Here is a 14861-nt window from a genome sequence, read left to right on the forward strand (position 1 = left end):
AAATAGCCCCGCATGAGCCGGGGTCTGGCGATAGCTGAATTAATTATAGACGGATTACAGTATGCGGCTAATCAACTTGTCGAGGCGGATGCGTCGCATACGGCAGATCAGCTTGCGCACCTTGCTGGGGTATTGCTGAATACTTTGCAGCTCCAGATAGTTTCCTACCACAGTAGTATGGGTACGGATGCACTCTAGCTCTTTATGCCGTTGTTCGCGCATTTCCTGTTTAGGATCGTGGATCAGAATAGCGTTCTCCAGATCCAGTCGCCAGGCACGTGGATTGAGGTTGTTGCCAGTGATCAGCTGCCACTTGTCATCTATCCACATGCCTTTTAGATGATAGCTGTTATTGCCGTCTTTCCACAGGTGCACAATCAACTGTCCGGTATCGATATAGCGCTGTAGGCGGCTGAGGAAACGACGCAGATTTATTTCATACAGATAAGGCAGCGCGCCAATAATTTTAAACGGCTGGTCTTCTGGAATAAAAAAATCGTTGGCGGTTTTGTCGCCGACGATGATTTCTACCTGTTTGCCTTGGCGTAGCAGATAGATGATGTTGCGCATCAGCTGCGCTGGTAGGTTGAAATAAGGCGTGCACAACGTCAGCTTCTGATCGGCGCAGGACATCAGATGATGAATGGTGGTATTCAACACGCTTTGCTTGCCAAGCCCCACCAGCGGCGTAACTGCCAGCTCATCGTTGCTCGCTTTATCGCGGAACTGATAACTGGTGCGCCGCAGGCTGAGGCGAAACTGGCAGGTTTCGTTTTTGATCTCCGGTCTTTTTGGGCGATCGTCACGATCTAAACGCTGTACGGCACCGGCAGTCAGTAGATGTTGCTTAATGTAACCGATCATCGTCTCAGCCAGGACTGGGTTGGTGATTAATTGGTAGCGGTCATAACGGTATTTCTCATGCTGATGAAAATAGACATTGTTGATACTGGCACCGCTGTAAATCACGGTATCATCGATAATAAAGCCTTTTAGGTGAAGTACGCCGAGTGCTTCTCGAGTATTAACTGGCACGCCGTATACCGGCACCGACACGTTTTTTGGGTGCTGTTTTGCCATTGAACAATACCAGTCAGCATTGGTGTTAGTGGCAGCGGCACCGATACGCCCACGTTGTGCACGGTGCCAATCGACCAGAATGCAAATCTCCAACTTGGGGCGTACCTGCTTGGCTTGATAAAGCGCATTGAGGATCTCACGCCCGGCATCATCATGATCCAGATAGAGGGCGACCAGATAGATGCGCTGGGTAGCGTTAGTGATGGATGCAAATAGCTCGGTACGGAATTCTGATGGCGCGTACAAAGTATGAATTTCAGCCAACGATTGGGGGAGTTTGGGCAATTGTGCAAGGTGTTGTTGGTGTTTGCTACGCTTAAATTTTGACAACATCACAGTGCGCTTCTTCTCTCATAATGGGATGGCTGGGAGGCCGCAGGTATAAAAATATTAAATCGAATAGTCGGGCGATAATACCACTAGTTGCCCCGATTTTGCGTATGTTTTCGCGTTAAGTCTTGGATTCGTAGCGCATTGCACACAGCTCACTGCCTGCCGTCAGTATGCAACGGCAGGATTAGATTGACAATGCCATCCTTAAGCTGCACATCGATGTCAAATTCTAGCCACTTTGCCAGCGTGATCATACTGCGATTATTGGGTATGGTTATGCCCATTAGGCGGTGCAGCCCGTGTGAACGTGCATAGGCGATCATTTTTTCTAGCAGTTGGCGTCCCAGCCCCAGTCCCTTAAGATCGGAACGCACCAGTACGGCGAACTCCGCGTCAGTGCTGTCTGGATCGGACATCGCGCGCGTCACGCCGATAATTTCCTCACCGCGAACGGCCACAAATGCCATCTCTCGGTCATAGTCGATCTGCGTCATGTTAGCTAAATCGTCATGGGTAAACTCATTAATATCACTGAAGTAACGGTAGTAGAGATCTTCCTTGGTGACCCGATCGATAAAGTGCTTCAGCTCTGGCTCGTCTTCTGGCAGGATTGGTCGGCACAGGCACTGGCTGCCATCTTTCAGCGCGATGGATTCTTCTAGTTCCTGCGGATAATGGCGGATGGCCAGTCGCGCTTGCGGGTCTCCACTGAAGGGAGCAATGTGCATGGAAACGTCCAGCAGGGTAAACTCAGTGCCGGAAGCCAATACCGGTTGAATATTCAACCGGTACTGGCTTCCGGAAGTCCAAAATCAAGTGGGATACCTGTACCATCAGCCTACTTAGCCCAAGGATTTAAAGGCCGCAGCGCACTGCGTCAGTAGATTTTTCCGCCTTTCACTGCCTGCAATACCAGATAACGCGTCAGTGCCATATTCAACAGTGGTAGTGCCACTGAGACCTGGTTCTCATGGCCCCACTCGCTGCTGCCTTCACCTAGCATGATCAATGGGCCGAAAATAGCGTCTTGTTCGACTGTAATGCGCAACTCTTGGGCACCGGCGCGATAGGCCATGTTCTGCACCAGTAGGCCGTGAATGCGTGCTAGCGGGTAAATGTACTTGACGCGATCGAAAATCGCCTCGGCTGCGTGCTGTACTTCGTTGGCAGTACGTAGGTAGAGCACAACCCCTTAAACCTCGGATTTGTGCGGGATATCCGGCGAGCGCAGTTTTAGCGCCATGGGGTCGCCTATCTTTTCGGCGATGTGCACCGCTTCGGCACTGTCTTTGGCGATCCATGTTGTTAGGCTACTGAGATCGTAGGGCAGTAGGATGGATTGTACCTTAATAAGTGTCGAGCTTGGTAGCCCCTTTGGGCAATGTCTGATAAATCATTTGCCGTTGCGGCTCAGCAGTTCATCTAGTGCCATCGCTGCTGGTACCACACCGTTGCTGACGATCATCAGCCGTTCGCCGCGTAGCGGATATATGGCTGAGTGTTTCCACCTATGATAACAGTTCATGGGTGTCCTGTATACACAATAGGCCGGCGCGCTGGATCGCGGCATCTTAGGCGGCGTCTAACCCCAGAGGACTGTTAAGCAGTATCTGCGCCTGCTGGCTGCATCCGCTTTTAACCACCAATATCGCGGCTTGTTGCGTTTGGATTGGCAGCGGTCTGCCAGGGTGCTAGCAGCCCTAGGCTATTATGCCCCAGCAAACGCATTGCGTAACGCTGTGCACAGGCTTTCAGCTCGGCGAAATGTTCCGGTGATGAAGAGAGTATGATAGCGGTTTTACAGCCCCGTTGGCCTAATACCTCCAGCAGGGGTAGATTGCGTTTGGCGTGGGTGCAGAGTATCGCCAGATCGGGGGCAGTGGCAGGCTGGCGATGTCTGGATAGGCCATCACGCCGCACACTGCTATATAACGCGGCGTTACAGGCAGTATCGGGCCGCTGAAGCCGCCCGCCAGCAGGTTGCTCATCTATCAGGTGGCCGGCACGGCCGGGCTGCTGTGAAGCGCCGAGAACGGCGATAAACTTGGGATGTAATTACGCCTATAACCCTCGCTTGCTCATGCATGGTTCCTTTTTGCAACGTTAGGCTTGATTTTATCCGCTTTGCAGCGGCTTTACTGTGACTGCTACCTCCGTGCGGGTAGGTTCCTCACCAGATATTGTTAATGGAAATGGCAGAAGTATCGGACGTAGTTGCTGGGCATAGTGGGCGTACATTGTTGCTGCCAGTTTACTCACGGATAGCGCGTGAAAACCGGAGCGTACCGGTATTATGTGAGGATGGTTGGCATGGCCCAGAGCCAGAATGGCAAATAAAATAGTCAAATGGGATAGGCTCTTAGCCTACCAGCCGCGCGTTAGATAAGGTCGACAGCGGTAATTGCGGGATACAAGCCTACATTTTCTGCGTTAAACTAACGCATTGAACCAGGCGTCAAACGGCACTTTACGGCACTTTCTGCATCGTGCAGTTGAGTATATCGGTCATTTTTCCCGCGCGCAACACCGTAATGGTGGGGATGCTGCGGAAGTGGGCGTTCAGCTCTGGCTCGGCTTTGGTGCTGACGCTCACGAAGCGTACTTTGTTAGCACACTAGTGGTGCAAAGCTGCGGCATGGGCTGTACCAAGATGCCCAGAAGCCGACCACCACAGGCAGGTCCGCCCTGTCTCAGTTGATTCAAGGTGGTAGCGGTAGCGCTGATCACGCCACCGCAGAAGAGTTCATGGCCGCAGCGACCGCACTTTGCGCTGTCCGCCAGGTGATCTTCAGGTACAGAGTTAGTGACATGGCAAAGTGCACAAATTGTATTCATGTTGGCCTTAGATAGGCGTTGTTGAATAAATCGAACTTTTGGCCGGGACGAGGATCAGATCACTCTCCTTCTGTCAAAATAGCGACATGCCGTGGCCCAGAAAAAGTTCAACATCACCAACTGGAAGGCTTACAACAACGCCCTTACCACTCGGGGTTTACTCACTTGCTGGGGGGATGAAACGGCACTTCACGCCTGGTAATGCGAGGCAAAACCTTCTCTGCGTGGTCGCCCACCACATTATTCCGATATGGCAATCACCAGCGTATTGATGCTGAAACGGATTTTCGGCCTGACACTTCGCGCCCTCCAGGGCTTCGTCGACTCCATTGTCACACTGATTAAAGTGCCGTTGAACTGCCCGGACGACACCTGCATCAGTAAGCGGGCGAAGTCCGGCCATGTCCCGTTTAAAACACCAACGCCAGGTGAAATTGCGCACCTCGTTATCGACTCTAGCGGGCTCAACGCTCAACGTGTTGGGTTAAGGGGAGTGGAAGGTAAAAAAACACGGTCAGGAAAAACGGCGGATCTGGCGAAAACTGCATTTGCCCGTAGATACAGAAAAACATGAGGTCATCTGTGCTGACCTTTCCTTGAGCAATGTCACCGATATAGAAGCCCTCCCAGGTCTCATCTGTCAGAGGTACCGTAAAATCAAAGTCGCCTAGGCGGATCGGGATTAGGATACGCGAGTGTGTGATGATGAGTTAAGGGGCAAGAAGCTCAAGGCGTTAATACCGCCCAGCAGCGGAGCCCGTTATTGGTCGGCAGACTATGCAGAGCGAAATCAAGCGGTGGCGAACCAGCGCCTTACCGGAGACAACACACGGTGGAAAAGTATCACAGGCTACTACCGACGTTCGATAGCGGCAACAGCGAGGTACAGAGTAAAACAGCTATTTGGTGGTCACCTGTCGCTGCGAGATTATGATGGGCAAGTTGCAGAGGCGCTGGCCATGATCTGTTCACTAAACAAGATGACGCTCGCCGGTATGCCAGAAAGTGTACGCCTTACCTGAAAGCTGCCCATTCATGGGACTCTTTATTACAAATCCGATTTATTCAACAAAGCCCCTTAAATATTAAAAGCGCATCACAGGGCGGCCACATTCAGTAACGCAGAGGGTTTTTAATACGGCGGATTGTTGGCAAAAGCAACGGGCTAGACAACGAGGATTGTTCAATAGATATGATAGTTGGGAACTTTTGGCGCAAGTTGGTAGTTTCATGCGGTAACATCAGGTACTCTTCGCGCCCAGCCCGTAGGTGGAGAAGACAATGAACGACGCATTCAGTGGTAAGAACGGTAAAGTTAAAGTGATGTACGTCCGCAGCGATGATTGCCGTAACAAAAATAAACATTCGGCTGGCAAAGGTCGCTCGGCAAACAGCGCACGGTCAAGCCGTGAGGATCAAGCCAAAGTGCGTAATGGCCATGATCGTCGCGGAGCAGGTTTCCACCGCAGTGAAGGTGATCACTCTCGTCGTCCGGCGCTGTCTCGCTCCGCAGATCGAGGTAGTTATGATTCGCAATGGAAAACAGTTTCACGCGCACAAGATGAAGAAATTGGATTTAATCATGGAGGCATCAGCGGCAAAAGCTTTATCGACCCGGAACAGTTGCGCCGACAGCGTGCGGAAGAAACCCGCGTCTACGGTGAGAATGCCTGTCAGGCGCTGTTCGCCAGCCGTCCGGATGCTATCGTTCGCGCTTGGTTCATAGAGTCGATCACTCCGCGTTTCCGTGAAGCGTTGCGCTGGATGGCGGCTAACCGCAAGGCTTACCATTTGGTGGATGAGGAAGAACTGGTCAAGGCTTCAGGTACTGAACACCACGGTGGCGTCTGCTTTTTGATTAAAAAGCGTCAGGGGGTGGATGCGCAGACCTATCTGAAAAAACCCATGGATACCGACTGTGTGTTGGCTCTGGAAGAGGTGGGCAACCCGCATAATCTGGGTGCTATCATGCGCTCATGTGCCCATTTCGGTGTCAATAGCGTGTTGCTGCAAGACCCTGCAGCGTTGGAATCTGGGGCCGCAGTGCGCACCGCAGAAGGCGGTGCGGAGCATATAAAGGCGATCAATTCTGATGACTTTCTATCGGTGCTGGATATCTTTCGCCAGGCGGGTTATACCATCGTAACCACCTCTAGCTACAAAGGTACTGCGTTAGCACAGGCCAAGTTGCCGGCCAAAATAGTGTTGGTGTTGGGGCAAGAGCGTGATGGTTTGAGTTACAGCGCTTGGCAGAAGGGGGACATGAGTATTTCCATCGGCGGCACCGGTAAGGTTGACAGCTTGAACGTGTCGGTTGCCACTGGCATTTTGCTGGCTGACTGGTGGCGACAGAATCAGGCGTAATGCTCTACGCTGGATGAAAAGCGGGTGCTTCAGGGTACCCGTTTTGCTTGGATGTTCAGTGAACGCCACCGCCCTCTGCGTTTCCGGGGCTGAATGGTGGTTTTGCCAGCAACACCAGTACCAACAGGATCATGAAAACCCCGGCAGACAGCCAGAAAATTTAATTAGCTGAGATGATAAGCTCCTGTGCGGTGATCTCTTGCCGATTTGTGCCAACCGTAGATATATTTCCTGCGATTGTGGGTTATAAGGGTTCACAAACTCCGTTAGCTGAGAATGGTGCTGAGATTCGCGCTGAGTCCACAACGTGGTGGTGATCGAAGTGCCGATAGAGCCTGCCAGAGTACGGGTAAAATTCGACAGGCTTGATGCCGACGCCATACGTTCTGCCGATAAGCCAGACAACGTAATGGTGATCAATGGCATAAAGAAGCAGGCGATAGCGAAGCCTTGGACAAACTGCGGCTAAGCTGAGGCACCAAAATCCATTCCCGGTTCAAACGTATAGCCCGCCAGTAGAAGCACGCAGCATACATAATGAAGCTGAAGGTCACTAGCCGTCGCATGTCCAGCCGGTTGCCGAACTTACCGATAACCGGCGACAGCAACATCGGTATCAGCCCGACAGGTGCAGAGGCCAACCGCGCCCAGGTAGCGGTATAACTATAGACTTCTTGCAGTAACTGCGGCAACAACATGATAGTACCAAAGTACAGCATATAGGCCAGGCTGCTGCACAGACAGCCGATGGTAAAGTTGCGCGACTTGAACAGCGAAAAATCCACTATCGGATGATCGTCCGTTAGCTCCCAGATTATCAGGAACAGCAGTGCCACTACCGCAATCACGGCGAGGGTGATGATCTCGGTTGAGTTGAACCAGTCCAGATCCTTACCTTGATCGAGCATGACCTGTAGCGACCCTATGCCGACAATCAACAGCCCCAGGCCGACGACATCAATGGGCATGATCGCGTTTTTGGTTTCCCTGCCGCGCAGCGTTGACAACGCCGCCATGATCACAAAGATGCCAAATGGAATGTTGATGAAGAAGATCCAACCCCACTGCTAGTTATCGCTGATGTAACCGCCGAGGATCGGCCCGAATACCGGTGCGATGATTACCGTCATTGACCACAACGCGAAGGCCATTGCCCGTTTAGCGGGGGAATAGTTGTTTAGCAGCAAGCTTTGCGATAACGGGATCAATGGCCCCGCCATTAACCCTTGGATCACGCGGAAGAAAATCAGCATCCCCAGGCTATTAGAAATACTACACAGCCAGGAAGCGAACACAAACAGCGTGGTGGACCAGAGGAACAATCGCACTTCACTGATGCGTTTCGCCAGCCAGTTATTGGAATGGAGATGGCATTCGCTACGCCAAACGAGATGATCACCCAGGTGCCCTGAGCGTTGGAAGAACCGAGGTTACCCGCGATGGTGGGGATCGCTACATTGGCAATGGTGGAGTCCAGCACCTGTATGAAGGTCGCCATGGCGAGTGCGCCCGTCTGGGTTCCTTCAAGCGGTTTCCGTGGCAAGGGGGTCTCCCGCACGCTTGGCCAGCATTCGCATGGATCACCTTGGCAATCATTTGGTTAACCGTTACCAGATCCAACGCCAGTGCGTTGCTTTGGTACCGTGGCTTGTTGCGCACTACATTGGACAGTACGCGGCCATCTAGATTAGCGGTGTCAACTTTCACTCGCGTTGAGAGGCCGATCCGCAGCGGATGATCGGCGATCTGCTTCGCGTCTAATTCGATACGTACCGGCAGGTGCTGCACCACTTTGATCAAGTTACCGGTGGCGTTCTGTGCTGGCAACAGTGAGAAGACGCTGCCAGTACCCATATAGATACCAGCCACTTTGCCGTTGTAGATTACATCGTCGCCATACACATCGCTGATCACGGTAACCGGTTGGATTAGCGATCTGGGTTTCTTTGAAGTTGGCATCCACCCAAATATGATCGGTAGGTACTACCGCCATCAGCGTAGCGTCCGCGGCGATTTGCGCGCCGATCTGTACGCTACGGCGTGAGACGTAACCGGTTATGGGGCTAAGCACTTTAGTTCGTTGCATTGCCAACCAAGCATCGCGCATCTGCGCGGCGGATTGCAGGATAGCCGGTTGCTGCTCCAATGGGGTGTCCAACACCATCGCTTGATTGGCGTTGTATTGCTCAGTCGCCACGTCCAGCGCTGCTTTGGCACTGTCCACTGCATTGCGAACGTGTTGCAACTCTTCGCGGCCGATGGCATCAACGTTGCCCAATAAGACACGGCGCTTCAGATCGTTCTCCGCCTTGCTCAGAACGGATTTTCGTAGGGCTATATTGGCCTGAAACTGCTTACTGTTGATGATCAATTGGTGGGTTTGATGCACGCTGTTGGCCAGACCTGTTTTGGCACGTTCAAACGCCTGCTGGGCATCGGTCGGATCGAGCGTTAACAGCACATCACCTTGTTTTACGTAGTCGGTATTATCGACATTGATACTTTTCACGCTGCCGGATACCTGAGCCATGATCTGTACCTGTTTGCTGGAGACATAGGCGTCATCGATTTCCTTATTAATAACGAAACACCAGGAAACAGTACATAAAATAAGCTACCCCAACAATAATGAAAATAACCGTTAGCAACAGCAGCCAAAATTGGCGTTGCTTCTTTTTGCCGTTCGCCTGCTGCGGGTTTTGAGTCTCCGCACTAACGCTCATGGTGTTCTCACTATGGTGTTCTTCAAACTATCTCTACCCGTCATAATTTGAAGTTACATCTGTACTGATAAAAAAATAAGGCGCATTTAGCGCCTTATTTTCTTGCCTTTTCTGCTCGTTGGCGGCGAAGTTCTTTGGGATCAGCAATCAGCGGCCGATAAATTTCCACCCGATCACCATCATTCAGCAGATCGCCCAGCTTGGCCGGATGGCTGTATATTCCCAGCTTATTGCTTTGCAGATCGATATCCCGGCGCAGCCCCAGCAAGCCGGAGTCCTGAATCGCCTGCTCAACGTTGCTGCCCGCAGCCAGCCTCACCTTACGAAGATACTGACGTTCCGGCAAGGCGTAAACTACCTCGACATGGATCTCAGACACTGTAAACCTGTTTCGCTCGTTGGGTGAAAGCTTGCACCATACTACCTGCCATCTCTTTGAAAAAATTGCCGAATGCCAGCTCAATCAGTGTGTTGGTGAACTCAAAATCCAGGTGCAGCTCTACTTTGCAGGCTTCCGCACTCAACGGCGTAAACTGCCAGCCACCCATCAGCTTGCGGAACGGGCCATCAACCAACTGCATATTGATGCTCTGGTTATCCAGCAGCATATTACGTGTGGTAAAGGTTTTACTGATACCCGCTTTGGCGACATCTACTGCTGCGGTCATTTCGTTATTGGACGCGTTTATCACCCGGCTACCAATACAATATGGCAGAAAATCGGGGTAAGAATCAACATCGTTAACCAACTGATACATCTGCTCGGTGCTGAATGGCACTAACGCATTCCGATTTATCTGGGGCATATCATTTCCTGTAAGACACAAAACATGCGGATAATACCATTTATCTATCTGCAAACAAAAATCTGCAATGCACATAGATAGATCAAAAATGCGAAAATTACGCGGGTGCTGAACGGTAAAGGATTTCTTTCGCTAGCACATCCAGTATAATGAATACAATATGACAAAGAAAAAAGCACACAAACCCGGTTTTGCCACCATTGCACAAAACAAGCGAGCGCGTTTCGAATATTTCATTGAAGAAGAGATCGAAGCTGGCCTATCGCTGAAAGGATGGGAAGTAAAATCCCTGCGTGCCGGTAAATCCAACCTCAGCGACAGTTACGTAACATTTCGTGATGGTGAAGCCTATTTGTTTGGTGCCACCCTAACGCCACTCAGCGTCGCTTCATCGCATGTAATATGCGATCCGATACGTACCCGCAAACTACTGCTTAACAAGCGCGATTTGGACTCTCTGATTGGCCGTGTAAATCGCGAAGGCTATACTGTTGTCGCACTTTCCATGTATTGGAAAAATGCCTGGTGCAAAGTCAAAATTGGCATAGCCAAAGGCAAGAAAGAACACGATAAGCGTGATGACATCAAAGATCGTGAATGGCAGAAGGCGAAAGCCCGTATCATGAAAAATGCCAACCGTTAAGCCTCTGGCTTAACGGGCTAAGCTTCTGGTACACTGCGTAAAGTTAATTGGGGCTGATTCTGGATTCGACGGGATTTGCGAAGCCCTAGGAGCATGCCGAGGGGCGGTTGGCCTCGTAAAAAGCCGTGAAAAATAGTCGCAAACGACGAAAAATACGCACTAGCAGCTTAATAACCTGCTCAGAGCCCCTTTCTCCCTAGCCTCCGCTCTTAGGACGGGGATCAAGAGAGGTCAAACCTAAAAGAGATCGCGTGAATGTCCTGCCTGGGGCTGAAGCGTTAAATGCAATCAGGCTAGTTTGTGAGTAGCGTGTCCATCCGCAGCTCACAGGCGAATGTAATGATTGGACTAAGCATGTAGTGCCGACGGTGTAGTAATTTCGGACGGGGGTTCAAATCCCCCCAGCTCCACCACTTTATGATGTATTGAAGTTCAGTGAAGTCTACTAAGCCCACATGGAACCAGCCTATCGGTCTTTTTTACGTCTATAGTAGTCTACCGAGAATTGCTAGAAGCTACTTGTTATGGCACCGATTTGGGGACCCAACACAAAAGGTCCAAAACTTGAGGGTCCCAAAATGGCATAACTCGCAAAAAACTCACGGATACTGAAATCAAAAGCACCAAACCTTCAGACAAATAAATCAACTTGTTTTACGGTGATTGCTTGATTCTGCGAATCGCACCCCCCTCAAAGGGTGGCAAGAAAAACTGGTATTTCAGGTATGCGGGGCTTTGTTGAATAAATCGGATTTGGAATAAAGAGTCCCCTGAATGGGCATATTTCTGGCATACCGGCGAGCGGCATCTTGTTTAATGCACAGATCATGGCCAGCGCCTCTGCAACTTGCCCATGATAATCTCGCAGCGACAGGTGACCAACAAATAGCTGTTTTACTCTGTACCTCGCTGTTGCCGCTATCGAACGTCGGTGGTAGCCTGTGATACTTTTCCACCGTGTGTTGTCTCCGGTAACGCGTTGGTTCGCCACCGCTTGATTTCGCTCTGCATAGTATTATCAGCCAATAACGGGCTCCGCTTCTAGGCGGTATTAACGCCCTGAGCTTCTTGCGCCTTAACTCATCATCACACACTCGCATATCCTAAGCCCGATCCGCCGAGGCGACTTTGATTTTACGGTACCTCTGACGGATGAGACCTGGGAAGGCTTCGGTATCGGTGACATTGCTCAAGGAAAAGTCAGCACAGATGACCTCATGTATTTCTGTATCTACGGCCAAATGCAGTTTTCGCCAGATCCGCCGTTTTTCCTGACCGTGTTTTTTTACCTTACACTCCCCTTCACCCAACACGTTGAGCCCGCTAGAGTCGATAACGAGGTGCGCAATTTCACCCAGCGTTGGGGTTTTAAACGGGACATGGCCGGACTTTTCCCGCTTACTGATGCAGGTGTCGTCCGGGCAGTTCAACGGCACTTTAATCAGTGTGACAATGGAGTCGACGAAGCGCGAAGTGTCAGGCCGAAAATCCGTTTCAGCATCAATACGCTGGTGATTGCCATATCGGAATAATGTGGTCGGCGACCACGCCGAGAAGGTTTTGCCTCGCAGTACCAAGCGTGAAGTGCCGTTTCATCCACCGAGAAAGAGTGATAAGGGCGTTGTTGTAAGCCTTCCAGTTGGTGATGTTGAACTTTTGCTGGGCCACGGAATATCGCTATGTTGACAGAAGGAGAGTGATCGGATCCGCGTGCCGGCCAAATGTTCGATTTATTCAACAACGCTTCTGAATATCTGTCAATACGCCCACGCTGTTGAAGGTCAACGTCAGAGTTTGCTGAGTAATACCTTCATGACCAGGTTGTTGGCGGAATACATAGAACCACGTTTGAGTCCCGAATAGGTCTTGTAGCATTGGAGTACCCAATGTGTAAGCGACCTGCTGCTGGGTCATACCTTTTTGAATTTTTGCCACATCGGTCGGTGTTAGGTAGTTCCCCTGGTTGATGTCATGCCGATAAGCCACTTTCTCAAAAGTAGAACAGCCAGCAGACAGCATCACAAGAACCACAGCAGCGGCAGTCAGCGTTTTACAGCGCATAGTAATCACATTCCTTAAGGGCATGGTGTGCCGATGATAATAGACCTTGCTGCAATGAGAAACCCTTTATACCTTTCATCTTTTATATGGCTACCACGTTGGCTTCCCGCTCCTATTCTAGGCGCTTGGTTAACTAAGAGCCTATCCCATTAGGCTATTCTATTTGCCATTTTAGATCTTGGATCTACGCAGTGCCCACTCTCCTCACGTACTCCATGTTCGTTATGGTGGTTGCGCGCTGCCCGTATGCAAACTGGCTGCAAAAGTGTGCACCCACTGGATAGGCTCGAATTATTGTAGGGTTGCGTTCACTTGCCGCTTTTAAATCTATTAGGTAAATAGCGGCAACGTCAGATTTATGCGGCAAGCAATTCTTTTGCATTTGCCAAGGTATTTCGGGTGATTTCACTGCCGCCGAGCAAACGCGCCAATTCTTGTAAACGGGCGCGTTTATCCAGTAGTGCAATCTGTATTTCGGTTTCTGTGCCGTCAGTCTGTTTGCTGACAAACAGGTGCTGATGTCCGCATCCCGCTACTTGCGGCAGGTGCGTCACGCACATTACCTGAGTGGATTCGCCCAGTTGACGTAGCAGGCGGCCGACAATTGCTGCGGTTGGTCAACTGATGCCCACGTCTACTTCGTCGAAAATCAACGCTGGGGTTTCCATATTATGAGCGGTGATTACCTGGATGGCGAGTGCAATGCGTGATAGTTCACCGCCGGAAGCCACTTTTGTCAATGATTGTAGCGGTTGGCCCGGATTGGTGGAAACATAAAACTCGGTGTGGCTGGCACCTTCGGCGTTCAGGTTCTTCGGCTCGAAACGCATGTCGATACTGAATTTGCCGTGCGGCATGGAAAGTGCCTGCATAAGTTCAGCCGCATGCTGTAGACGTTTCAGGTGCAGTTTTTCGCCAGGTTCAGTACCTGCTAATGGTGTAAAGTGACCGCCTTGCTGAGATGCTCATGATCATGTTCCTGCTGTGACAGAAGCTGTTTTTCGTCCTGTAACTGCTGATGCAGTTGTAGTAGCTCTTCCGGTATCACATGGTACTTGCGTACGAGGTTGATCTGTCGTGATAGGTGTTGCTCCAGTTCGTGCAGACGGTTGGGGTCCAGATCCATATAATCAACGTAATGGCGTAGATCATCGCTGGCTTCGGTGATCTGAATAGAGGCTTCTTCGAGCATCTCCAGCAGGCCGCTAAGTTTTTTGTCCATCGCGCCCAGATCAGTCAACAGGTGTTTGGCTCTGTAAAGTTAGCTAAGTATATTGTGCTTTTCATCTTTAGCAAACATAAACAGGGCTTGCTGGCTGATGGTCAGCCGCTGGCTGCTGTTGGCTAGGCTTTTGTATTCGGCCTCGGTTTGCTCAAACTCCCCGGCCTGTGGCGCAAATTTGTTTAGCTCTCTCAACTGGTACTGAAGTAACTGTATGCGACCTTTGCGTTCGGAGGATTGTTGCTGAAAGTGTGTCAACTCGCGGCAGCTTTGGTGCCAGCGTTGGTAGGCTTAGCGCATTTCCGCCAGCAAGGCAGGTTCATCGGCATAAGCATCGAGCAGTTCTTTCTGATGGTCGGGCTTGAGCAGCAACTGATGGGCGTGTTGACCATGGATTTGAATCAGACGTTGGCCCAGCTTGCGTAATTGCAATAGGGGTACGGCGGTGCCGTTGATAAAGCCGCGCGAGCGTCTATCAGTGTTGATAACGCGGCGTAGCAGACATTCGTTGCTGTCGTCGAGCTGGTTCTGCTCTAGTCATATACGCGCTGAAGGGGTATCCGCCAGTGAGAAGCGGGCACAGATGTCGGCGCGGGTGGGTCCCAGGCGCACTACGTTGCCATCGGCGCGGTTACCGAGGCACAGACCCAACGCGTCAATGGCAATGGATTTGCAAGCTCCGGTTCCACCGGTAATCGCTGTAATGCCTGGTTGAAGATCAATTTCTAACTCACGAACGATCGCAAGGTTGCTGCTGGTCAATTGCGCCTGTATAAGTACCTTCCTGTGTATGG

At 51.0% G+C, this 14861-nt stretch carries 8 protein-coding genes, 1 other RNA gene and 8 pseudogenes; 6 read left to right on the forward strand and 11 right to left on the reverse strand.

Annotation, left to right across the window (positions count from 1 at the left end):
* Window positions 1–54 precede the first annotated feature (54 nt).
* The 4 genes and pseudogenes from pssA to trxC form a co-directional block, all read right to left on the reverse strand.
* Entirely contained in the window at window positions 55–1413 is a 1359-nt protein-coding gene (gene pssA / locus AACL06_RS08290; protein WP_339036767.1) for a CDP-diacylglycerol--serine O-phosphatidyltransferase, read from the reverse strand.
* 152 nt (window positions 1414–1565) lie between these two features.
* Window positions 1566–2950 (reverse strand): annotated as a pseudogene (locus AACL06_RS08295) (GNAT family N-acetyltransferase); the annotation flags it as partial.
* A gap of 98 nt (window positions 2951–3048) precedes the next feature.
* Entirely contained in the window at window positions 3049–3333 is a 285-nt protein-coding gene (locus tag AACL06_RS10680; RefSeq protein ID WP_425336904.1) for a CoA-binding protein, read from the reverse strand.
* Between the two features lie 510 nt (window positions 3334–3843).
* Window positions 3844–4248 (reverse strand): annotated as a pseudogene (gene trxC, locus AACL06_RS08300) (thioredoxin TrxC).
* Window positions 4249–4266: 18 nt separating this feature from the next.
* On the opposite strand from trxC, the gene AACL06_RS08305 reads away from it, so the two are divergent.
* From AACL06_RS08305 to AACL06_RS08315, 3 genes and pseudogenes are all read left to right on the forward strand, one after another.
* Entirely contained in the window at window positions 4267–4428 is a 162-nt protein-coding gene (locus tag AACL06_RS08305; RefSeq protein WP_339036768.1) for a hypothetical protein, read from the forward strand.
* Window positions 4361–5270: pseudogene (locus AACL06_RS08310) on the forward strand (IS5 family transposase). The gene AACL06_RS08305 and the pseudogene AACL06_RS08310 overlap by 68 nt, the downstream one beginning before the upstream one ends.
* Window positions 5271–5529: 259 nt before the next feature.
* A complete protein-coding gene (locus tag AACL06_RS08315) occupies window positions 5530–6612 on the forward strand; it encodes a tRNA/rRNA methyltransferase (RefSeq protein ID WP_339036771.1) in 1083 nt (360 codons plus the stop codon).
* 55 nt (window positions 6613–6667) lie between these two features.
* On the opposite strand, the pseudogene AACL06_RS08320 reads toward AACL06_RS08315, so the two are convergent.
* The 4 genes and pseudogenes from AACL06_RS08320 to AACL06_RS08335 all read right to left on the reverse strand — a co-directional run bounded on the left by AACL06_RS08320 (window position 6668) and on the right by AACL06_RS08335 (window position 10141).
* Window positions 6668–8155: pseudogene (locus tag AACL06_RS08320) on the reverse strand (DHA2 family efflux MFS transporter permease subunit).
* A 20-nt stretch (window positions 8156–8175) separates the two neighbouring features.
* Window positions 8176–9335 (reverse strand): annotated as a pseudogene (gene emrA / locus AACL06_RS08325) (multidrug efflux MFS transporter periplasmic adaptor subunit EmrA); the annotation flags it as partial.
* Between the two features lie 94 nt (window positions 9336–9429).
* Window positions 9430–9714: an RnfH family protein gene (locus AACL06_RS08330; RefSeq protein WP_339036774.1), complete on the reverse strand. Its 285-nt coding sequence runs from the start codon at window positions 9712–9714 to the stop codon at window positions 9430–9432.
* Entirely contained in the window at window positions 9707–10141 is a 435-nt protein-coding gene (locus AACL06_RS08335) for a type II toxin-antitoxin system RatA family toxin (RefSeq protein ID WP_339036776.1), read from the reverse strand. Before AACL06_RS08335 ends, AACL06_RS08330 begins: the two co-directional genes overlap by 8 nt.
* Window positions 10142–10301: 160 nt before the next feature.
* Between AACL06_RS08335 and smpB the strand changes: the two genes are divergently transcribed.
* The 3 genes and pseudogenes from smpB to AACL06_RS08350 all read left to right on the forward strand — a co-directional run.
* Complete coding sequence (smpB, locus tag AACL06_RS08340) at window positions 10302–10784, forward strand: SsrA-binding protein SmpB (RefSeq protein ID WP_339036778.1); 483 nt, start codon at window positions 10302–10304, stop codon at window positions 10782–10784.
* Window positions 10785–10833: 49 nt separating this feature from the next.
* Window positions 10834–11197: a transfer-messenger RNA gene (gene ssrA, locus AACL06_RS08345) on the forward strand.
* 170 nt (window positions 11198–11367) lie between these two features.
* A pseudogene (locus tag AACL06_RS08350) lies at window positions 11368–11514 on the forward strand (integrase arm-type DNA-binding domain-containing protein); the annotation flags it as partial.
* On the opposite strand, the pseudogene AACL06_RS08355 reads toward AACL06_RS08350, so the two are convergent.
* The 3 genes and pseudogenes from AACL06_RS08355 to recN all read right to left on the reverse strand — a co-directional run bounded on the left by AACL06_RS08355 (window position 11476) and on the right by recN (window position 14841).
* A pseudogene (locus tag AACL06_RS08355) lies at window positions 11476–12452 on the reverse strand (IS5 family transposase). The pseudogenes AACL06_RS08350 and AACL06_RS08355 overlap by 39 nt on opposite strands.
* Window positions 12453–12518: 66 nt before the next feature.
* Window positions 12519–12845, reverse strand: coding sequence for an outer membrane protein assembly factor BamE (gene bamE / locus AACL06_RS08360; RefSeq protein WP_339036781.1), 327 nt, complete (start codon window positions 12843–12845; stop codon window positions 12519–12521).
* 356 nt (window positions 12846–13201) lie between these two features.
* Window positions 13202–14841: pseudogene (gene recN, locus AACL06_RS08365) on the reverse strand (DNA repair protein RecN).
* Window positions 14842–14861: the final 20 nt, after the last annotated feature.

Source organism: Serratia symbiotica (Periphyllus acericola), from assembly GCF_964019515.1.
In the GTDB taxonomy this organism is placed as follows: domain Bacteria; phylum Pseudomonadota; class Gammaproteobacteria; order Enterobacterales; family Enterobacteriaceae; genus Serratia; species Serratia symbiotica_D.